The 20563-nt window shown below is 43.4% G+C and carries 17 protein-coding genes; 16 read left to right on the top strand and 1 reads right to left on the bottom strand.

Annotation, left to right across the window (positions count from 1 at the left end; translation table 11 throughout):
- The first annotated feature begins 13 nt into the window (after positions 1–13).
- From ACIPK1_RS00450 to ACIPK1_RS00395, 12 genes are all read left to right on the top strand, one after another.
- A complete protein-coding gene (locus ACIPK1_RS00450) occupies positions 14–934 on the top strand; it encodes a carbohydrate ABC transporter permease (protein WP_005225516.1) in 921 nt (306 codons plus the stop codon).
- 27 nt (positions 935–961) lie between these two features.
- Positions 962–2431: an ABC transporter substrate-binding protein gene (locus ACIPK1_RS00445; protein WP_400449661.1), complete on the top strand. Its 1470-nt coding sequence runs from the start codon at positions 962–964 to the stop codon at positions 2429–2431.
- Positions 2432–2705: 274 nt separating this feature from the next.
- Positions 2706–3326 carry a DUF624 domain-containing protein gene (locus ACIPK1_RS00440; protein ID WP_008378954.1) on the top strand — a complete coding sequence of 207 codons (621 nt, stop codon included), beginning with the start codon at positions 2706–2708 and terminating at the stop codon, positions 3324–3326.
- Entirely contained in the window at positions 3319–5067 is a 1749-nt protein-coding gene (locus ACIPK1_RS00435; protein ID WP_400449660.1) for a sensor histidine kinase, read from the top strand. The genes ACIPK1_RS00440 and ACIPK1_RS00435 overlap by 8 nt, the downstream gene beginning before the upstream one ends.
- Positions 5060–6544, top strand: a complete 1485-nt coding sequence (locus ACIPK1_RS00430; RefSeq protein ID WP_400449658.1) for a response regulator — start codon at positions 5060–5062, stop codon at positions 6542–6544. Before ACIPK1_RS00435 ends, ACIPK1_RS00430 begins: the two co-directional genes overlap by 8 nt.
- A 107-nt stretch (positions 6545–6651) precedes the next feature.
- Complete coding sequence (locus ACIPK1_RS00425) at positions 6652–7251, top strand: YitT family protein (RefSeq protein ID WP_005234774.1); 600 nt, start codon at positions 6652–6654, stop codon at positions 7249–7251.
- A 187-nt stretch (positions 7252–7438) separates the two neighbouring features.
- The gene (locus ACIPK1_RS00420) at positions 7439–8659 is read left to right on the top strand and encodes an MFS transporter (protein ID WP_400449656.1); all 1221 of its coding nucleotides are present in this window, start codon (positions 7439–7441) and stop codon (positions 8657–8659) included.
- Positions 8660–8782: 123 nt separating this feature from the next.
- Entirely contained in the window at positions 8783–10114 is a 1332-nt protein-coding gene (locus ACIPK1_RS00415; protein WP_008378950.1) for an APC family permease, read from the top strand.
- Positions 10111–11070: a D-2-hydroxyacid dehydrogenase gene (locus tag ACIPK1_RS00410; RefSeq protein WP_400449655.1), complete on the top strand. Its 960-nt coding sequence runs from the start codon at positions 10111–10113 to the stop codon at positions 11068–11070. Before ACIPK1_RS00415 ends, ACIPK1_RS00410 begins: the two co-directional genes overlap by 4 nt.
- 170 nt (positions 11071–11240) lie before the next feature.
- Positions 11241–12272, top strand: a complete 1032-nt coding sequence (locus ACIPK1_RS00405; RefSeq protein ID WP_400449653.1) for a YibE/F family protein — start codon at positions 11241–11243, stop codon at positions 12270–12272.
- A complete protein-coding gene (locus tag ACIPK1_RS00400) occupies positions 12269–13030 on the top strand; it encodes a YibE/F family protein (protein WP_121261909.1) in 762 nt (253 codons plus the stop codon). Before ACIPK1_RS00405 ends, ACIPK1_RS00400 begins: the two co-directional genes overlap by 4 nt.
- Before the next feature lie 17 nt (positions 13031–13047).
- Positions 13048–13569 (top strand): GNAT family N-acetyltransferase, encoded by a 522-nt coding sequence (locus tag ACIPK1_RS00395; RefSeq protein WP_074535022.1) that lies wholly within the window; start codon positions 13048–13050, stop codon positions 13567–13569.
- Between the two features lie 82 nt (positions 13570–13651).
- Here ACIPK1_RS00395 and ACIPK1_RS00390 read toward each other — a convergent pair whose 3' ends face one another.
- On the bottom strand, positions 13652–14650 hold the full coding sequence (locus ACIPK1_RS00390) for a LacI family DNA-binding transcriptional regulator (protein WP_400449651.1): 999 nt from the start codon (positions 14648–14650) through the stop codon (positions 13652–13654).
- A gap of 254 nt (positions 14651–14904) precedes the next feature.
- Between ACIPK1_RS00390 and ACIPK1_RS00385 the strand changes: the two genes are divergently transcribed.
- The 4 genes from ACIPK1_RS00385 to ACIPK1_RS00370 all read left to right on the top strand — a co-directional run bounded on the left by ACIPK1_RS00385 (position 14905) and on the right by ACIPK1_RS00370 (position 20474).
- Complete coding sequence (locus tag ACIPK1_RS00385; RefSeq protein ID WP_081343845.1) at positions 14905–16176, top strand: extracellular solute-binding protein; 1272 nt, start codon at positions 14905–14907, stop codon at positions 16174–16176.
- Positions 16177–16315: 139 nt separating this feature from the next.
- Positions 16316–17551 carry a carbohydrate ABC transporter permease gene (locus ACIPK1_RS00380; RefSeq protein WP_016613570.1) on the top strand — a complete coding sequence of 412 codons (1236 nt, stop codon included), beginning with the start codon at positions 16316–16318 and terminating at the stop codon, positions 17549–17551.
- Position 17552: 1 nt separating this feature from the next.
- Positions 17553–18407, top strand: coding sequence for a sugar ABC transporter permease (locus ACIPK1_RS00375; protein WP_016621567.1), 855 nt, complete (start codon positions 17553–17555; stop codon positions 18405–18407).
- 9 nt (positions 18408–18416) lie between these two features.
- The gene (locus tag ACIPK1_RS00370) at positions 18417–20474 is read left to right on the top strand and encodes a beta-galactosidase (RefSeq protein ID WP_016621566.1); all 2058 of its coding nucleotides are present in this window, start codon (positions 18417–18419) and stop codon (positions 20472–20474) included.
- Positions 20475–20563 lie beyond the last annotated feature (89 nt).

The raw sequence follows: 20563 nt of genomic DNA, 5'->3' as shown, positions 1-20563 counted from the left end.
GGAGGATGGATAAATGAAGAAAAAAGTAACGAAAGTCGAGATCCGCTCCTTTAACCCAACGGTCAACCTGATTTTTAATATCGTGATCGGTCTGTTCGCGATTTCCTGTGTCTTGCCGTTTCTCTTTGTGATCGCGATCTCATTGACCAGTGAAACCTCTTTGGCAGAAAACGGCTATCGCTTTTGGCCACAAGAATTTTCGTTCGCAGCATATACCTACCTGTTTAGCGGACAAATGAGCAGCAAAATTTTCCAAGCATTTGGCGTATCTATTTTTATCACTGTTTTTGGTACCTTCGTCAATGCAACGATGACTTCGCTATATGCCTATGTCATCTCTCGCTCAAATTTTCCATTCCGTCGGTTCTTTACGATCTTCGCTTTGATCACCATGTTATTTGCGCCAGGGATGGTTGCCAATTACTTAGTGATGGTCAACTTGATCCAATTGAAAGACACGATTTGGGCATTGATCTTACCCCTTGCCTTAGGGCCTTTTAATATCCTTGTTATGCGGACCTTCTTTAAAAAGACGGTACCAGATAGTATTATAGAATCTGCGCGGATCGACGGTGCCAGCGAAATGAAGATTTTTCTGTCCATCGTGTTGCCGTTAGCGGTTCCAGGGATCGCAACGATCAGTCTATTTGCCGCTCTTGGCTATTGGAACGACTGGTTCAATGCATTGTTGTATATTCAAAAAGACTCTTTAGTGCCGTTACAAGCACTTTTGATGCGGATTCAAAGCAACTTGGACTATCTAGCCAAAAGCTCCGGCATGGCTGCCCAGATCCAAGGCGGTTTGGCCGCTTTGCCAAGCGAAACTGCTCGCATGGCAATCGTTGTTGTTGCAACCTTACCGATTGCGATCACCTATCCATTCTTCCAACGGTATTTTGTCGGTGGTCTGACAATTGGTGGCGTCAAAGAATAATCAAATAAGTATAGGGAGGAAACAAAAATGAATTTGTGGAAAAAAACAGCTTTTGCTGGGATGGCCGCAGCGGCAACTTTGGGAATGGCTGCCTGTGGGTCGAACGGCGCAACATCCGATTCAGAGAACAATGCAGACGGCGTAACGACTTTATTGATGTATCAAGTCGGGGACAAGCCAGAAAACTTTGATCAATTAATGGAGATCGCTAATAAACGCATTGAAGATAAAACCAACGCTCGCATCGATCTGCAGTACATCGGCTGGGGAGACTGGGATCAAAAAATGAGCACCATCATTTCATCGGGTGAAAACTACGATATTTCTTTTGCCTCAAACTATGTTGCCAATGCGCAAAAAGGCGCGTATGCAGATTTGACGGAGTTAGCACCAAAATATGCCAAAGAAGCGTATGATCAATTAGACGAATCTTATATCAAAGGCAATACGATCGACGGAAAATTATATGCCTTTCCAGTCAACGGCAATATTTATGCCCAACAAGTCTTGACCTTCAATAAACAATATTTAGACAAATATGATTTGGATATCAGCGGGATCGAATCTTATGCAGATGCCGAAGACGTGTTGAAGAAGTTCAAAGAAGAAGAACCAAACATCGCACCGTTTGCGATCGGACAAACCTTTAATGTTTCTGGAAACTATGATTATGTGATTGGGAAAGATTACCCATTTGCTGTCAAATTGGATGGCGATACAACGAAGATCATCAATCAATACGAAGATGATGAACAAATGGAAAACTTGAAATTGATGCACAAATGGTACAACGAAGGCTTGATCCCAACCGATGCAGCCACCAATACAACTGGTTACCCATTAGAAGGCAACACATGGTTCATGCGTGAAGAAACCCAAGGACCAATGGATTACGGCGATACGATCTTAAGCAATGCCGCAGGTCATGAATTGGTTTCACGTCCAATCACGAAACAATTAAAATCAACCGGACAAGCGCAAATGGCAAACTTTGTCGTAGCGAATGTTTCGAAAAACAAAGAAAAAGCAGTGGAAGTGTTGGGCTTGTTGAACAGCGATCCTGAATTGTTGAATGGATTGGTTTGGGGTGTCGAAGGCGAAGCATGGGAAAAAATCGAAGGCCAAGACAACAAAATCCGTCTCCTTGATGGCTACTTGCCAAATACCCGGATGGCTGCTTGGAACACTGGAAACAACATGATCCTTTACACACAAGAATCCATCACAGACGATATGATCAAAGAGCGTGATGAAAACATTGCTAACGCGGAAGCATCACCAATCTTAGGGTTCAACTTCAAGACTGATAACGTGAAAACAGAAATCACGAATATCGCCAATGTCATGAACCGTTACAAAGCAAGTTTAGCAACCGGAACGATCGATCCAGAAGAAAATGTTCCGAAACTAAACGAAGAATTAAAAACCGCTGGCTGGGAGAAGGTCCGCGATGAAATGCAAAAACAATTTGATGAGTACCGCGCAAGCCAAGAATAAGCAACAGGTAGTTCTCATAAATCAATAGATCAAGCAAGCCGGAGGCTAAACGCATCAGGACCAATGGTTCCCACGTCTAGCTTTTGGCTGCTTTTTCTTGTAAAGTAAATAGCAAAATCTTTGATAAAAAACGTTACTTTTGTTTTTAACGTTCAAACAGCAAGCATGTTGCATCTAAAACGTACATAGCATTAAAAGATTCTCAGGTAGCTTGAGTAGGAAGCTGAAATCATGCTACATTTTCGGTAGGGAACAAATAAGGGAGGAATTTTAAATGGAAGAAACAGCAAATAGCGGGTTGGTCAAGGGCTTTCGCTTGATTTGGGCGATCGTGAAGTTGAATTTGTTTTTTGTCGTATTGACGCTTGCCGGTGGGGGAATCTTAGGGATTGGTCCAGCGTTTCATACCATCAGTGCTTTGATCCACGAAGATGGACTAAATTATGAGAATCAAAGTTTTCGTAGCGCATGGCGCATTTGGCGCAACGTCTTTGTCAAGGCCAATAAGCAGTTTTATCTGTTCTTCCTACTGACAGGGTTCTTAGTGTATAACCTGTATTTAGCTACCCAGATCCAAGGCTTGATTTGGTTGATGATCTCTTTTGTTTTAGTTGTTGTCAGTGGATTGAGTGTTTTACTGTACCTGTTAAGTGTGGTTTTTGACACGTCTTATGAGATATCCTTGTGGAATAACCTGAAATTGTCTTTTGTGTGTCTGTTTCTTCATATGGCGACCTTTCTAAAATTGCTGGTTGGGATCGCTAGTATTCTAGTTTTTACTTGGATGATGAAAGGGCTCTTGCTCTTTGGAACCTTCAGCTTACTGATTTTATGGTGCCATGTGGCGATCAGTCAGGAAAAAAACGTCATTGATCGGGATTTGGCACATGACTAAGTGGCGTTTTCGTTTGTTCAAACACGATTTTTTGATCAATCAGTTGATGCAGCTGTACAGTGTACTCTTGGTGATCATCTCCATCATTATTATGTTGGTCCTGACCGCTTATACCGGAGCGGATCGTTTTACTACGAGTGAACGTTTAGTGGAGAGCACAAGCTTGCAGCTGGATGCTTACGTGCAAGATCAAAATACCGTTGTTTCAACGGTACTTGGCGAATTTACTAGTTCAGATACCGCCTTTGAATCATTACGCAACTATTTGCAGCTTTCATTGCCAGATTATTTTTCCTATAGTAATGATATTTTTCGCCAGACGGGACAAAGTGTTTACTTGCCCAATATTCTCTATCGTTTGATTCGTAATCATCCTAGTATCGAAGAGATCATCATTCAATTGGATGAAAGCAATGAGACATTAGTGGCAACGCCGGATACACCTTATGGAGAAAAACACAGCGGCAAACAGATTGATTTAAAAAATCGTCTGTTTTTTGTTCGTTCGATCGCCCAACCAAGTAATTATGCCCAGCCCTTAGGACAAGTCTACGTGATCTTTCGTTCAGACGATGTTTTAGCCAATCGACAAGAAGACAACCAAGTTCATGGAATCAACAGTTTTTTGTTTACCTCAAATGGTCAGCGCCTTTACAAGGATGCCACGAACCTCAGCAAGGAAACTTTAGCTAAAATAGATCAGGCGGTTGCTCACGGAACCATTCACGACACTCTTTCGAAAGACTTTTATATCAAAAAACAAACCACTGTCAGCGGAGAAGTGTCCCTGGTTTTGTTGTCAAAAAGGGTGATCTGGCGTGATATTTTTTCTAGTGCCATCTGGATCTTTAGTTTCGGGATCGGGATTCTCTTATTAGTCCTATGGGTGCTTCATCGCACCTTTAAGCGCTATACATCGCAAGTACAGCAGATCGTCTATGCGACGAAAGAAGTCAGCCAAGGGAATTTTGACAAACGGATCGATACCGCCAATGTCCAACAAGAGCTGAAAGAAATCGCAGAAGCCATCAATCAAATGACCTACAGTATCAACGAGTACATCAAAGATATTTACACGCTAGAGATCAAACAACGGGATGCCGACATGCGGGCGCTGCAAGCCCAGATCAATCCGCATTTTCTCTATAACACATTAGAATACATTCGAATGTATGCCTTGAGCCGCAACCAAGAAGAGCTGGCGGATGTCGTCTATGCTTTTTCGGCACTATTGCGGAACAACACGACGCAAGAAAAGACGAAGACCTTAAAAGAAGAAATCGATTTTTGTGAAAAATATGTCTACTTGTTTCAGATGCGCTACCCAGATAAGATCGCCTATCATGTAACCATCGATCCGGCATTAGAACAGTTGGAATTGCCGAAGTTCACACTGCAGCCACTTGTCGAAAACTATTTTGTTCACGGCATCGATTATCAGCGCAATGATAACGCCATCAGTATCAAAGCTTATAAAGAAGCCGGTCAAATCGTGATTGAAGTCAAAGACAACGGCAAAGGCGCAGATCCGCAGCAGTTAGAAATGATTCATGAAGAATTGCAAAATCAGGAGATCGGAGCCCAAACCTCAATCGGGATCAAAAATGTTCACGAACGGTTGCGGGGCATGTTCAATGGCGCTTATCAAATGGACGTTACGTCTCAAGCAGCCGCTGGGTTTACGGTCAAGATCCGTCTAGATGAAAACAATTTGCAAAGGGGGCATGAGGCAGATGTATAAAGCAATGTTCGTTGATGATGAATATATGATCTTGCAAGGGCTGCAAATGATCTTGCCTTGGCAAGAGCTGGGCTTTGAGGTGGTGCATACAGCGAAAAGTGCTAGTGAGGCCCTAGAGTATCTACAAGAACATTCCGTTGATTTGCTGATCACGGATATTCGGATGCCAGAAATGAACGGCATCGATATGATCCGCCAAGCGCAAGCGTTTGGGAATCGATTTTTTTCGATCATTCTATCTGGTTATCAAGAGTTTGCCTTTGTCAAACAAGGCATGGCGTTAGGTGTACGTAATTATCTTGTCAAACCTGTTAACAAAGAAGAACTGCGTAGCAGTGTTCAAGCGATTGCAGCTGAGTTAGAGGAGCAGCAAAAACTGTTGGCAGAAAAAGAACTTTATCAAGAATCAAGCCTGCTGCTTTGGTTGAATGATGAATTGAATGAAAGCGAGTACCTCCATTTGCTGGCGCAACAGAGGGTGCCGCTAGCAGCCCCCTTTACCGTTTTGCAGTTCAATGGGACTGCCGAGATCTTACAAAAAATCACGACGTTTTTTCAGCAACACGATCAGCCATTGATCTTACCAGGGCGATTAGATGAAAACCAAGTGATCATTACCGCAGCCGGACCAAGACAGCAAATCAACGCTGACTTAAAAGCACTAGCCCAGCAGCTTGATAGTAAAGACTGGCAGTTGATCATGAGCGAAACCATCAACGAGTGGGAGAATTTGTATAAAGCCTATGAGAAAATCAAGCAGGTTCAATCGTTGCAAGCCTTCTATCCAGATCTGTTTTTACAAGAACAGACGATCCACGTGGATATATTAGAGCGAAACGAAGAACTACCGTTTCTATCTTTTAACAAAGCGCTGACCATCGGGGATGTTAAAACAATCCAACATGAGCTAGATAAAATGTTCGCTATTTTGGAACAAACCCAAGCAGACCCTGAACATGTTCGCTATGTTTCTTTTTTGTTGTTCAATGATATTTATCGGCAACTGCCGGTGCTTTCCCAAGAAAACCATGAGCAGATTTTGGCACGGATTCGCGAGTCCAATACATTGGCAGATTTGCGGCAACTTTTTGATGATGTGTTGGAGCTGGCCAAATCGCAGCCGCCGCAAAAACGTTATTCAGAGATCGTTCAAAAGACGATCCAGCTGATTGAAGAAGGCTACACCCATGATTTGACGGTCAAATCAGCGGCAGAAGAACTGCACGTTAGCGTTGTTTATTTGGGGCAACTCTTTAAGAAAGAAACGGAAATGAGCTTTAATCAGTACGTCAATCTGGTGCGCATCAAGCAAGCCCAACAGCTGCTGCTTCATTCGAAAGCCACGATCAGTGAGATCGGCGATCGTATTGGTTACAACAATACCAACTATTTTTCGAAGATGTTTAAGAAGTTAAATGGCTTGACCCCCAAAGAGTTTCGCGATACCTATGAACAGCATTATGAATCCCTTGATTGAATTTAGATTTCTTCAAAAAAAATCCGGTTTTTGTGATTAAATGATAGTAATTGTGACGCTTTCACGGTAAACTAAGAGAGGAAAAATAAAGAAGAGAGCGTGATGTTGTGAAAGAAACCAAAAAATTTGCACAAGTTTTGATAGGTACCGGGCTGATTGCGTTAGCCATATCCTTATTGATCACTGCCCATCAAGGATATGATACGATCAGTACGTTTTTGTTAGGAATTTTGAATTTTATCGATGTCCCCTTTTGGATAGCCAGTTTGTGTTTTAACATTGTTGTTTTGTTGATCGTTGCAGTCTTTGATCGTGCCGAATTAGGCATTGGCAGTTTTATCAACGGGATCGGCTTAGGCTTGTTGATTGGGATCTTTGAACCAGTGATGGACAAAGTATCAATTCATTTGCCTTTCTACCCGTGGATCGCTATTTTCGCTGCACCGATCTTATTTGGCATCGGCGCCGGCATTTACGTTTCTTCCAACAAAGGTTCAGCGGCGTTAGAAGCCTTGACGGCCTTGATCTACAAACGAAGCAAATTGACCCAAAAAACGATCCGTATCGGCTTGGATGCTGCGATGGTCTTGATCGGTTTTGCGTTAGGCGCCAGTGTGGGGTTAGGTACTCTCTTGTGTATCGTCTTTATTGGCCCAATCTTTGAAGCCACCATGAAAACCATCGCTGCCCGAAGGAAAAACGCCTAGCCTTGAAAATAAGTCGGAAAAGCTGTCTGTAAGGACAGCTTTTTTGCTGCTTCCATTTAAGGGAATTATCTGAGGGAAGAAAAATCCTGATTTCCTTAAGATTCTCTGGGTAAAAAAAGTGTTTTCTCCATGGTTACTGTCTTATTGGACTTGGTATACTGATAAGACGAGTAAAGGAGAAGTGAAAATGAAAAGTTATCGTTCGACGATTGCGGCTTGCTTTGTAGGGTACATCGTTCAAGCCGTCATCAATAATTTTGCCCCCTTATTATTTTTGACCTTTCAAAGCCAATACCAGCTACCGATCAGCCAGATTACTTTGCTGGTTAGTTTTAACTTTTTGACCCAGTTAGCCGTCGATTTTGCAGCAATCTTTTTTGTAGACCGCATCGGCTATCGAGTGTCGATCGTAGCCGCGCATTTTTTTGCAGCGATCGGCTTGATTGGTCTAGCCGTTTTTCCCTTATGGTTTCCGACCCCGTTTAGCGGATTGTTAGCAGCGGTTTTGTTGTATGCCATTGGCGGTGGCTTGCTGGAAGTCTTAGTCAGTCCCATCGTCGAAGCCTGTCCAACGGAACATAAGGAAAAAACGATGAGCATGCTGCACTCGTTTTATTGCTGGGGGTACGTGGGGGTCGTTTTGTTCTCAACGGCGTTCTTCATGGTATTCGGTATTCAACAGTGGCCAATTTTGGCGATCATCTGGGCGCTGATCCCGTTGGTCAATTTGTATTTCTTTACCAAAGTCCCGTTGGCGCCAATCGTTGCCGAAGGAGAACGAGGGTTGACCACTCGGCAGCTCTTTTCCTTGAAAAGCTTTTGGCTGTTTCTGGTGATGATGGTCTGTGCTGGAGCCAGCGAACAAGCAGTCAGCCAATGGGCATCAACCTTTGCTGAACAGGGCTTAGGTGTTAGTAAGACACTAGGCGATTTGGCAGGACCGATGGTTTTTGCCTTGATGATGGGGATCTCCCGCTTGCTTTACGGCAAATTTGGAGAACGAATCGATTTGAAACGCTTTATGTTTTTGAGTGTTTTGCTTTGCCTACTGGCGTATATGATGATCGGCTTTGCTTCATTGCCATTGATCGGGTTCCTTGGCTGCGGCTTAAGCGGTTTTGCCGTAGGGATCATGTGGCCGGGGGTCTTTAGTCTTTCTGCGCAATACATTCGCAACGGCGGGACGGCGCTATTTGCTTATTTGGCATTAGCGGGAGATCTAGGATGTTCAATCGGACCCGCTGTCGTCGGTAGCATCGTCGAATGGTCGGGACAACAGCTGCAGGTTGGGATTTTAGGTGCGATCATTTTCCCGATCATCTTGCTGGCAGGAATTTATTTGGTTCAACAAATGCACAAAAAACGACAGCTTCCGTTGCTGGTTTTTCAAGAATCCACAAAAGAATAAAAAAATTTTGGAGCAAATGCCGTCTTTTCATGGTATTTGCTTTTTGTTTTCTGAAATTCCTCTAGTCAAGATAGTTTCTATCCGCTATACTTTGACTTATTCATTTAAAAAGGAAGTGATGTTGTGAAAAGTCAATTGAAAAAAGAAATCAGTTTTTTTGGGGCATTATCGACAGTAATGGGAACGGTGATTGGCGCCGGCGTGTTTTTCAAAGCAGCGGCTGTGGTCCAGCAGACCCAATCGACTGGATTGACCTTGTTGGTTTGGCTGCTTGCCGGCTTTCTAACGATTTGCGGCGGCTTGACCGTGGCAGAGTTAGCGACGGCGATTCCTGAGACCGGCGGACCTATTCGATATATCGAAAGAATTTATGGGAAATTACCCTCCTTTTTATTAGGCTGGGCACAAAGTATCATTTACTTTCCAGCGAACGTGGCGGCTTTAAGTATTATTTTCGCAACACAATGTTTGAACTTATTTCATCTACCTAGCAATTATTTGCTTCCTTTATCGATTTTGACCGGAACGAGTGTGACCTTGATTAATCTTTTGGGAACAAAAGCTGCAGCTCAAGTCCAGTCCGTCACCTTAGCAGTCAAGCTGATTCCGATTGCGGTGATTATCGTGGCTGGCCTGATGACACCAGGTCAAGTATCGGTCTCATTGGTGGATTTTTCTTCCAATACTCAAGGCTCCCTTGCAGCTGGTATCAGTAGTGCCCTCTTAGCAACCCTTTTTGCTTATGATGGCTGGATGGGGGTCGGCAATGTCGCTGGAGAAATGAAGCGACCCGAAAAAGATTTGCCTAAAGCCATCATCTTTGGGTTGAGTTTTGTCACCTTGGTGTACGTGTTGATCAATGTTGCGTTTTTAAAAACATTGCCGATCGATCAAATCGCTGGTAATTTGAACAGTGCCTCAGAAACTGCGATGGCCTTGTTCGGCAGTTTTGGCGGAAAACTGGTCACGATCGGTATCTTGATCTCTGTTTATGGCGCATTGAACGGCTATACAATGACTGGCTTGCGGGTCCCATATGCGATGGCGTTGGAAGATGAGATTCCTTTCAGTAAGACCTTTGCGACCCTAAGCAAAACCACCAATGCACCCTATGCGGCGGCCTTTTTACAATTAGGGATCGCTTGTATCATGATGCTTTTAGGCACCTTTGATCTTTTGACCGATATGCTGGTTTTTGTTATGTGGTTCTTTAGTGTATTATTGTTTGTAGGAGTTTTTCGTTTGCGAAAAACAGAACCGCAGATGAAGCGTCCGTATAAAGTTCCCTTCTATCCAATCATTCCCTTGATTGCGATTTTAGGTGGCTGTTTTATCTTGATCATGACCTTGATCACTGACACGTGGTTAGCAGTCGTGGGAATCGGCGTGACGTTACTAGGAATTCCCGTTTTTTATGGAAAAGCAAAAGGAAAAGCGAGAGGGGCGAAAGAATGAAGATCGTTGTACTTGATGGCTATGCGTTGAATCCAGGGGATTTGGCTTGGCAAGGGTTTGAAGAATTAGGAGAGGTGACGGTGTATGATCGTACCTCATATACAGATAAACAAGAAATAATTGATCGAATCGGTGATGCCGAAGCGATTTTGACAAATAAAACGCCGATCACCGCTGATGTGCTCAAAGCATGTCCGCAATTGACCTACATTGGGGTATTAGCAACTGGATACAATGTCGTTGATTTGGCAGCAGCGAAGGAACAAGGAATCACCGTGACCAATATTCCTAGCTATAGTACCAATGCAGTGGCACAAGCGACCTTTGCTTTGCTGCTGGAAGTGACGAACCAAGTGGGACACCATAATCGTTCCGTGCATCAGGGTGACTGGCAAACCAGCAAAGATTTTTCTTATTGGCAGACACCATTGATGGAATTGGCAGGCAAAACGATTGGGCTGATTGGATATGGTGCGATCGCTCAAGCAGTTGCCACGATCGCACATGCGTTTCAATTGAAAGTAATCTACTTTAATCATCGACCAAAACCAGCACAAGCTACTTGGGCAAAACAAGTGTCGTTGGCGGAACTGTATCAAGAAGCAGATATCATTAGCCTTCATGTTCCACAGTTTCCTGAGACAGAAAAAATGATCGATCGCACAGCTTTGGCACAAATGAAACCTTCTGCGATCCTGATCAATACCTCGCGTGGCGGCTTGATTGATGAAGCAGCAGTTGCTGAAGCGCTGAAAACCGGGCAGATTGCAGCCTTGGCGGCAGATGTCGTCTCGAAAGAACCGATTGCAGCGGACAATCCCTTGTTGCAAGCACCAAATTGCTATTTGACGCCGCATATCGCTTGGGCGCCAGTCGAAACGCGACGTCGTTTGATGGGGATCGCTGTGGCGAACCTAAGCGGCTTTAAAGCAGGTACAGCGCAAAATGTCGTGTAAGCAAAACGAGCATTTAAAAGGACTTTGACAAAGCAGGCGACTAGTATAAAGCAGTTAGTCTCGCCAACACAGTAACCATTTCGACCAGTCATCTAGCCTCATAAGGTGGTCGGTCGTAGGACTGGTGGTTTGTCTAAGTCTTTTTTTGCTGAAAAAGAAAGGAGACGGTCTTGAAAAAGTATTATTATCTAGCGGCCTTTGTTAGCTTGCTGGTCTTGAGCTGGCTGATCCAAACCCAAAGCAGTCGCTTTTATACACAGCCGATCATAGAAGTACAAACGGTTCAAGTCACCGCCGACCAGCAGCAGATTCAAGGGATCCTTCGCAACGGAGAAGAAGCTGGGGCACTGCGGACAGTCACTACGCAATACACCCCCAACGGTGCGATTCATCCGTTGTATCAGACCGGACAACAGCTGCTTTTGCAAAAAGAAGGGGATGGCTGGAAGGTACAAACACAAAAACGGGATGGGTATCTCTTTTTCTTCCTTGCCTTATTCCTGATGGCAGTAGTCGCAATTGGTGGCAAAAAAGGCTTACGGGCTTTGCTTAGTATCTTTGTGAATACTGGCTTGCTGCTCCTTTTTCTTTGGTTTCACAAAGGCAACAGCTCCTTTTCATTGGTCTTTTTGATGATCGTTTTTACGATCGTCTCGTTGGTTATGACGATGGGGATTTCTTATGGCTTTCGCACGATCGACAGCCGCAAAATCATTGCCTCCTTAGCCAGCGTTCTCTTGGCGTTTTTTCTCTGTCGATTCGCCATGGATCTTTTGCAAGATCATGGGTTGCGCTATGAGGAAATGTCGTTTCTGACCCGTCCGTATCGCAGTGTCTATCTAGGAAGTCTGCTGATTGGCGCAATCGGTGCCAGCATGGACAATATCGTCATGCTGATTGCCAGTTTAGATGAGATCCAACGCATCAATCCCCAGACGAGCCGCAAGGAACGATTAGCGATCGGTCGGTCCATCGCGCAAGATACGACTTCTTCGATGATCAATGTCTTGTTGTTTGCCTATTTAAGTGGGAGTATGCCAGCGCTATTGTTTTACCTAGCCAATGGCTGGCTGCTTTCGCAAGCATTGCAGATGCATCTTTCTTTAGAAATAGTGCGTACAGTATGCGGCGGCTTTGCGTTGGTTTTATCGGTACCGTTGACGCTCCTTTGTTTTGAAGTGCATAGGAGGAAAGCAAAATGACTGTTTTGTTTGTGTTGATCTTGCTTTTTCTCTTGCTGACTTTCGCTGTTTTTCGGATCGAAGGGCTGTTTCAAGTCACAGGTCTGTTTATGAATGTGGCCGTCTTTCTAGCGCTACTGGTCCTGATTGACCGAGGGGCACCGATTTTACCAGCGGCTTGTGTTGCCTTTTTAGCCGTGGCGGCGATCACCTTGTTTTTCGTGAACGGCGTCAATCAGAAAACCAAAATTGCCTTTGTCTGTGTGTTGGTCTTTCTAGGGCTTTTTCTACTATTATTTCCTCTTGTGCTCTCTGCAATGAATCTTCATGGGTTTTCGGCAGAGGAACTCGATGAGTTGGCGATGTATTCCTTTGATGTAGCCATCGATTTTAAGGCATTGATGACTGCGATCATTTTGATGAGTTTTTCGGGGGCGGTGGCAGATGGGAGTATGGCGATCAGCACTGCGACCTATGAACTTTTTCAAGCAAACCCGCAAGTCTCAATCAAGGCATTAAGTAAAAGTAGTATGACAGTGGTATCAGACGTATTGTCTTCGACGATCAATACCTTATTGTTTGCCTTTATGGGAAGTAATCTGGCGTTGATTGCGTGGTTTCAAGATTTGTCGATCTCCTTTGGTGAAATGATCAATTCAAAGGCGTTCGTCTCAGAATTGATCGTTTGTTTGATCACGGGTCTGGCAGCGGTGATTATTTTACCCATCACCGCATGGTCAGCGAGTTGGTATTTTTGGAAAAGGAACCGAATGGAATAGGAAGGAGCGCAACCACCATGGAACCACTAATTGAAACTAAGCGATTAGTGTTGCGAGAAATGAGTCATGACGATCGACCAGCGATTGAAAAGATTTTGCAAGATCCAGAAGTTATGATTGCCTATGAAGGACCCTTCAGTGAGCAAGAAGTCACTGGTTGGATCGACAAACAGCTGCAACACTATCAAAACGATCACATTGGCTTGTGGCTAGTGATTGAGAAAGCATCCGGGCAAGCGATCGGTCAATGCGGGTTGACATGGCAAGACGTCAAGGGAGAAGCCGTTTTAGAAATTGGGTACTTGTTTCAAAAGAACTTCTGGCATCATGGGTTTGCCACAGAAGCCGCCCAGGCCTGTAAAGACTATGCGTTTGCAACGCTGAATGCCGCCATTGTTTATTCGATCATTCGTGAGACCAATCAAGCCTCCATAAATGTGGCATTGCGCAATGGAATGAAGCTGGTGGATCGCTTTGTTAAACACTATCGACAAGTGGACATGCCGCATCTTGTGTATGCTGTGGCGAAAGAGATGTGAAAAACGAAAGAATGCTTTTTTCGATTTAGACAATGAAATGCCCCTAGGAAGTTAGCTTTTTCTAACTTTCTAGGGGCGTTTTTTATGCTTGCGTAAAGCTTTTTCGTTCGATGAGTTCAGCCCCTAAAAGGACTGTTTTGGTGATTGTTCGAGGATGAACGATCTGATCCACCAATAAATCGATCGCGGTTTTGGCGATTTCCTCCACATCGATGTTAAACGTTGTTAGTGGGGGAGCCACAAATTTTGCGATCTCATTGTCATTGATACTGATTAATTCCAAGCGATCAGGAATGATGATAGATCGTTCATTTAACGCTTGGAGCACACCAACTGCGACGGTGTCAGAAGCCACAAAGAGCGCCTCTGGCAAATTGTCACCAAGGGATTCCACCATTTTTTTCGCCAAACGATAGCCGGTTTCAACGGAAAAATTGCCACCAGTAAACAGGAACGCCTCATCGAACGCATCTCGACGAGCCAACGTTTGACGGAAGATGACCTCGCGACTATCCATTTCTGCACGTTGGGTATCAGGATTTAGATAAGCACCACCAATAAAACCGATCTTTCGGTATCCTTTTGTTAAAAATAGATCGATCGCCAGTTGCGTCATTCGATCAGTATCAGGTTTGACCGTATCGAACAGTTCTGGACAGGGGTTGATTTCCAAAAGGACGCCATAGGGGCAAACGGATTTGAACTGCTGCGTTTCATTCTCAGTGAAAGAGCCAATCCCAATAAATCCGGCGACTTCTTGCAGTGTTTCTAAAACATCATCTTCATGGGTGATTAGTTGAATTTCCAAATTGTTGATTTTCGCATATTTTTCTAAAGAGATACGCAATTGTCGAAAATAGACATCTTGAAGCTCTTCTTGTTCTGTCAGCCAGAAAAGGACGGCGATTTTTTCTAGTGTTGTTTTTATTTTTGAGCGATCATAACCTAGTGATAAAGCGGTATGAATAATTTTTTGACGCGTATCGGCTGCGATCGACAACGATTCGTCGCCTTTCAATAATCGGGAAACAGTCGCTTGTGAAAAGCCTGATTGCTCGGCAATTTTTTTTATTGTAACCAATCTTCTTCACCTCTTTCTTCTAGTATACGCTAACAACTTTACCAAGTAAATGAATTTACTAAATATATTTACTGAATAGTGAAATTTCAGAGCGTGGAGGTGTTTCAAAAAAATGTTTGTTTGAAAAACCTTGATTTAACCCGTTTGTTTACTCTGTTAAAGAAATAAATTTAGTAAAACTATTTACATATTAAGTAAAATAATTTATTATAAACGAGAAGATAGCGTTTGCAAAATAAAGAAAAGGTGGAGAAATGATGATGAAAAAAATGTCTCGAGTTCTTTTTTTAAGTGTAGCAGCTTTAGGATTAGGTGCTTGCGGTCCACAAAGCGAAGGGACAGATAGTACTGCAGCAAATAGTGGCAGCGGTAAGGACTATGATCTATTGGTCTGGGAAGACCAAGCAAAATCAACTGGGATTGAAGAGGCAGTCAAACAATTTGAAGAAGAACACGATGTGACGATCAAAGTGGTCGAAAAAGCCTATGGTGGACAGATCGAAGATTTACGATTGGATGGCCCCGCTGGTACAGGTGCGGATGTCATCACGATTCCTGGCGATCAAATCGGTACAGCCGTTACCGAAGGGTTGTTGAAAGAATTAACAGTCGATCAAACGCTACAAGATCTGTATACAGAATCAGCAATGCAATCGCAAATCGTTGACGGCAAAGTTTACGGCTTACCAAAAGCGGTTGAAACACAAATTTTGTATTATAACAAAGAACTAATTTCCGAAGAAGACTTGCCACAGACAACGGATGAGTGGCTGGAGTATTCCAAGTCTGTCTTAGGTGCTGACAGTTATGGGTTACTGGCATTATGGGATCAAATTTATTACGCACAAGGTGTATTGAGCGGTTATGGCGGTTATGTTTTTGGCGAGAATGCCGATGGATCCTATGACCCTGAAGATATTGGATTAGCTAATGAAGGTGCGATCGAAGGAGCGGACTATATCCAACAGTTTTATGATGCAGGTGTTTTTCCATCCGGATTGGTCGGTGAACAAGGAATCAATGTGTTGGACTCTTTATTTACGGAAGGAAAAGCTGCAGCTGTCGTCTCGGGACCATGGAACTTGTCTCCTTATAAAGAAGCGGGCATCGACTATGGTGTGAAAGAATTGCCATTATTAGGGAATGGTGAACATATGGGCTCCTTTATCGGTGTCAAAAGCTACAACGTAAGTAGCTATTCCCAAAACCCTGAATTAGCTGAAGCGTTCGTGAAATTTATCAGCAATGAGGAGAATTCAAAAGTCCGTTATGAAAAAACACAAGAAGTACCAGCGGTTGCTTCTTTGGCAGATGATCCATCAGTTCAAGAAAGTGAAAGTGCTGCAGCCATCGCCGCTCAGTCCCAACACGCAGAACTAACACCAGGGATCACTGAAATGAATTCAGTATGGGAACCAATGGATGCCGCATTGCAAACCATTGCTACTGGAAAGGCTGAACCGAAAACAGCTCTACCACAGGCAGTCGATCAGATCAAATCAGCCATTGCAGCAATTCAAAACTAAAAAGTCGTTACGAGGACAAACGTTTCGGATGGTGATTCAGCACTAGGAATCAAGTAATGCCGAACGAAACGTTTGTCAGCGGCTTTTTCTTACAGGGGGCGAAAATGTGAAAAACACGCAGTCGTATGCAAAACGAGCAATGCTATTCTCGATAATACCAGGATTCGGTCAATTTTATAATCGGCAAAAAATCAAAGGCGCTTTATTTTTCTTCTTTTTTGCTATGTATCTTGTCGTCTTTAAAGATTTATTTAATATGGGACTTTGGGGCATCGTGACATTAGGCGTGGAAGTGCCGAGAGACAATTCCATCTTTTTATTAGCAGAAGGATTAGTTGCCTTGATCGTCATCGGTTTTGGTCTGTTGTTCTATTATTTAAACATCCGTGATGCCTATAAAAACGGCGAATTAAGAGACAATGAGCTACCAGTCAACTCTATCCGTGAAAGCTACCAGGCACTATTAAGAGAAGGCTATCCTTATTTAATGAGTAGCCCAGCATTTTTCTTACTCGTGTTTTCTGTTATTTTTCCGATTCTCTTTAGTATCGCGTTAGCTTTTACGAACTATGATCTGTATCATTCTGCACCTGCCAATTTAGCAGATTGGGTGGGATTAGAGACCTTTAAGAAGATTTTTACTGTCGATATTTGGCGTAGTACCTTCTTCAATGTTCTAGGCTGGACAGTTATCTGGACCTTGATCGCCTCAACGTTACAAGTTTCTATCGGAATATTTTTAGCGGTGCTGGTGCATCAAAAAGAACTACGATTCAAAAAGTTCTTTCGAACGATTTTGATCCTCCCATGGGCAGTTCCGGGATTTGTTACGATCTTGGTATTTTCAGGAATGTTCAATGATTCCTTTGGTGCGATCAATAATACGATTTTGAATTTCTTCCAGATTTCACCGATTCCTTGGCTAACGAGTGCGAATTGGACCCGTTTAGCTTTGTTACTGATTCAAGGCTGGCTAGGCTTTCCGTATATTTTTATCGTGACTACAGGGACGCTGCAATCCATTCCTGATGATTTGTATGAGGCGGCGACCATCGATGGTGCTTCAGCTATGCAAAAATTCCGACGAATCACATTGCCATTACTGCTTTATGCAATGGCACCAATTTTGATTACGCAATATACGTTTAACTTCAACAATTTCAATATCATTTATCTGTTTAATTCTGGTGGGCCGGCAGTTCCTGGTTCGACCGCTGGTGGTACCGATATTTTGGTTTCATGGATCTATAAGCTCACGATGCAAAATAGTCAATATGCACTAGCAGCAGCATTGACGATTCTCTTATCGATCGTCGTAATCGCGATTGCTTTATGGCAATTCCGTCGAACAAATTCATTCAAGGAGGTTGGATAACATGAAGGCAGCAAGTATGAAAAAACAAAAATTTGTCCGCCTATCCTTGACATATCTCGTACTGATTTTTACGGTAGTGGTGATCGTCTACCCTTTACTATGGACGATCGGTGCTAGTTTTAATCCTGGGAACAGTTTAATAAGTACGAGTCTGATTCCGACGAGTCCGACATTAAGTCACTACACGAAATTGTTTGCTGGCGACAACTCGCTATATTATAGTCAATGGTATTTGAATTCATTGAAAATCAGTGTATGCACTATGTTCCTGTCACTGATCTTTGTCTCCATGACGGCTTATTCCTTTTCACGGTTTCGTTTTACAGGCCGTAAAAATGGATTGATGCTGTTCTTACTACTACAAATGATCCCGCAGTTCTCTGCCTTGATCGCAATTTTTGTACTGGCGCAAATGCTCGGCTTGATCAATAGTCATTGGTTGCTGATCTTGATTTACGTTGGGGGTCAGATTCCCATGAACACGTACTTATTGAAAGGATATTTTGACTCGATCCCGTTAGATTTAGACGAGAGTGCCAAGATAGATGGCGCAAGCAATACGCGAATATTCTGGCAAATTTTGATTCCATTATCTCGACCAATGCTGGCAGTGGTTGCCATGAATGGTTTCACCGGACCACTGGGAGACTTTGCCCTGTCTTCAGTGATTTTACGTAATCCTGAGTACTATACATTACCCATCGGGTTATACAAATTAGTCACGGATAAAATGGGTGCCAGCTATACGACTTTTGCGGCAGGGGCCATTTTGATCAGTATTCCGATCGCGCTCGTCTTTATTGCATTACAAAAACATTTTGTCTCCGGTTTGACCGCTGGCGGCACAAAAGGATAGGAAGAGAAGATGACAAGATATAACTTAGAAGAACGCTTTTTACATGGTGGGGATTATAATCCTGACCAGTGGCTAAATTATCCCGAGATCTTAGCCAAAGATTTAGAACTAATGGAAAAAGCTCATGCTAATACATTTTCCCTTGGTATTTTTGCTTGGAGTGCCTTAGAGCCAGCAGAAGGGGTGTTTCAATTTGAATGGTTAGACAAAATCATGGATGAGCTTGCCGAACGAAACAGTAACGTCATTTTAGCGACGCCAAGCGGCGCGCGTCCTGCCTGGTTGTCTAAAGCATACCCTGAAGTTCTCCGGACCAATGAAAAACGGGAAAAAATGTTACACGGTGGGCGACACAATCACTGCTTTTCTTCGCCAATCTATCGTGAGAAAGTGGCGATCATCAATCGGAAATTAGCTGAACGCTACCACGATCACCCAGCACTATTGATGTGGCATATTTCCAATGAGTATTCTGGAGATTGTCATTGTCCTATTTGCCAAGAAAACTTTCGTCAGTGGGTCAAGCAGAAGTACCAAACGCTAGCAGCCTTGAATGAGGCCTGGTGGGGACCGTTCTGGAGCCATACCATCACCGATTGGTCGCAAATCGAATCTCCTTCACCGATCGGCGAAATGCAAGTTCATGGACTAAATCTAGACTGGCATCGTTTTGTAACCGATCAGACTATTGATTTCTATGAACATGAGATCAAAGACATTCGTCGTTTGTCTCCAGATGTGCCGATCACAACGAATTTCATGGCAGATACCCGTGATTTGATTCCCTTTTATAGTCTTGATTATGGAAAATTTGCCCAGCATGTGGATGTCATTAGTTGGGACTGTTATCCTGCTTGGCATAATGATTGGGGAACGACAGCTGATTTGGCAAGTAAGGTTGGGTTTATCAATGATCAATATCGTAGCTTGAAAAAGCAACCATTTTTGATCATGGAATCAACCCCTAGTGGTGTGAATTGGCATCCAGTCAATCGCACGAAACGTCCCGGGATGCATCTTTTGTCTTCTATGCAATTTATTGCTCACGGTTCAGACAGTAATCTTTATTTCCAATGGCGGAAATCTCGAGGCTCGTCTGAGAAGTTCCATGGGGCCGTCGTGGACCATGACAACGACGAGCAAAATCGTGTTTTTCAAGATGTAGCAGAAGTGGGGAAAGCCTTAGAAGAAATCAAAGAAATCAAAGGATTGCACAAAAAAGCCAAAGTGGCGATCATCTATGATTGGGATAACAATTGGGCGCTCAATGATGCGCAAGGTTTTGGTTTGGAGAGCAAACGCTACCCACAAACGTTGCAAGAGCATTATCGCTATTTTTGGGATCATGACATCGCGGTTGATGTCATCACGAAAGACCATGACTTTGATGCTTACCAATTGATCATCGCTCCGATGCTTTACCTCTTACCAAAAGAAACTATGAAAAAATTTCAACAGTATACGAAAAATGGCGGGACACTGGTTTCCACTTATTTGACGGGGATCGTGAATGAAACGGACTTGACCTATTTAGGGGGCTGGCCCCAAGAGTTAGAAGAACTGTTTGGTGTGTCTGTGAAAGAAATCGATACGTTATATCCGAAACAAAAAAATCTGCTTTTAATGAAGGAGCAGCAGTACCAAATTCATGATTATTGTAGTATTGTCCAAACAAACACCGCCCAAACGTTAGGGGTGTACGGTGCAGATTTTTATCAAGGTCAAGCTGCAGTGACCGTAAATGATTATGGTGAAGGAAGTGCCTACTATCTCGGGGGACGGACGGATCAAGCCTTTTTGGAAGACTTCTATCAAGAAGTAACACAACAGCTTCGCTTACAAAATGAGTGGGTCCGCCAAGGTTCAACGAACGTGTCGATTCAAAGTAGAGAAAGTCAGCAAGAGCAGCTCGCTCCGACTACCTATTATTTTGTGATGAATTTTTCCGAAGAAAATCAAGAAGTAGAGGTAGCAACTTCAGGAATCGACTTGCTTACAGGAAAAACGACAAACCAACTTCTTCAGTTGGCGCCTTATGAGGTGCAGATCATCAAAGTGACAGCATAAGATCAATAAAACTATTGTGTCAATTATATGAGAAAAAAGAAGTACTAACGCTGATGAAAAGCGTAAGTACTTCTTTTTTATAGAGAGTG

The sequence above is a fragment of the Enterococcus sp. NPDC086594 genome (assembly GCF_044746145.1).
Taxonomy (GTDB): Bacteria; Bacillota; Bacilli; order Lactobacillales; family Enterococcaceae; genus Enterococcus_D; species Enterococcus_D entomosocium.
This window is presented reverse-complemented; position numbering and strand designations above follow the sequence as displayed.

Bases quoted from the DNA above. Each gene is read 5' to 3' on its own strand.
- ACIPK1_RS00445 (WP_400449661.1), top strand. From the start codon at position 962: ATGAATTTGTGGAAAAAAACAGCTTTTGCTGGGATGGCCGCAGCGGCA.
- ACIPK1_RS00440 (WP_008378954.1), top strand. From the start codon at position 2,706: ATGGAAGAAACAGCAAATAGCGGGTTGGTCAAGGGCTTTCGCTTGATT.
- ACIPK1_RS00420 (WP_400449656.1), top strand. From the start codon at position 7,439: ATGAAAAGTTATCGTTCGACGATTGCGGCTTGCTTTGTAGGGTACATC.
- ACIPK1_RS00385 (WP_081343845.1), top strand. From the start codon at position 14,905: ATGATGATGAAAAAAATGTCTCGAGTTCTTTTTTTAAGTGTAGCAGCT.
- ACIPK1_RS00400 (WP_121261909.1), top strand. From the start codon at position 12,269: ATGACTGTTTTGTTTGTGTTGATCTTGCTTTTTCTCTTGCTGACTTTC.
- ACIPK1_RS00435 (WP_400449660.1), top strand. From the start codon at position 3,319: ATGACTAAGTGGCGTTTTCGTTTGTTCAAACACGATTTTTTGATCAAT.
- ACIPK1_RS00370 (WP_016621566.1), top strand. From the start codon at position 18,417: ATGACAAGATATAACTTAGAAGAACGCTTTTTACATGGTGGGGATTAT.
- ACIPK1_RS00450 (WP_005225516.1), top strand. From the start codon at position 14: ATGAAGAAAAAAGTAACGAAAGTCGAGATCCGCTCCTTTAACCCAACG.
- ACIPK1_RS00430 (WP_400449658.1), top strand. From the start codon at position 5,060: ATGTATAAAGCAATGTTCGTTGATGATGAATATATGATCTTGCAAGGG.
- ACIPK1_RS00395 (WP_074535022.1), top strand. From the start codon at position 13,048: ATGGAACCACTAATTGAAACTAAGCGATTAGTGTTGCGAGAAATGAGT.
- ACIPK1_RS00380 (WP_016613570.1), top strand. From the start codon at position 16,316: ATGCTATTCTCGATAATACCAGGATTCGGTCAATTTTATAATCGGCAA.
- ACIPK1_RS00410 (WP_400449655.1), top strand. From the start codon at position 10,111: ATGAAGATCGTTGTACTTGATGGCTATGCGTTGAATCCAGGGGATTTG.
- ACIPK1_RS00375 (WP_016621567.1), top strand. From the start codon at position 17,553: ATGAAGGCAGCAAGTATGAAAAAACAAAAATTTGTCCGCCTATCCTTG.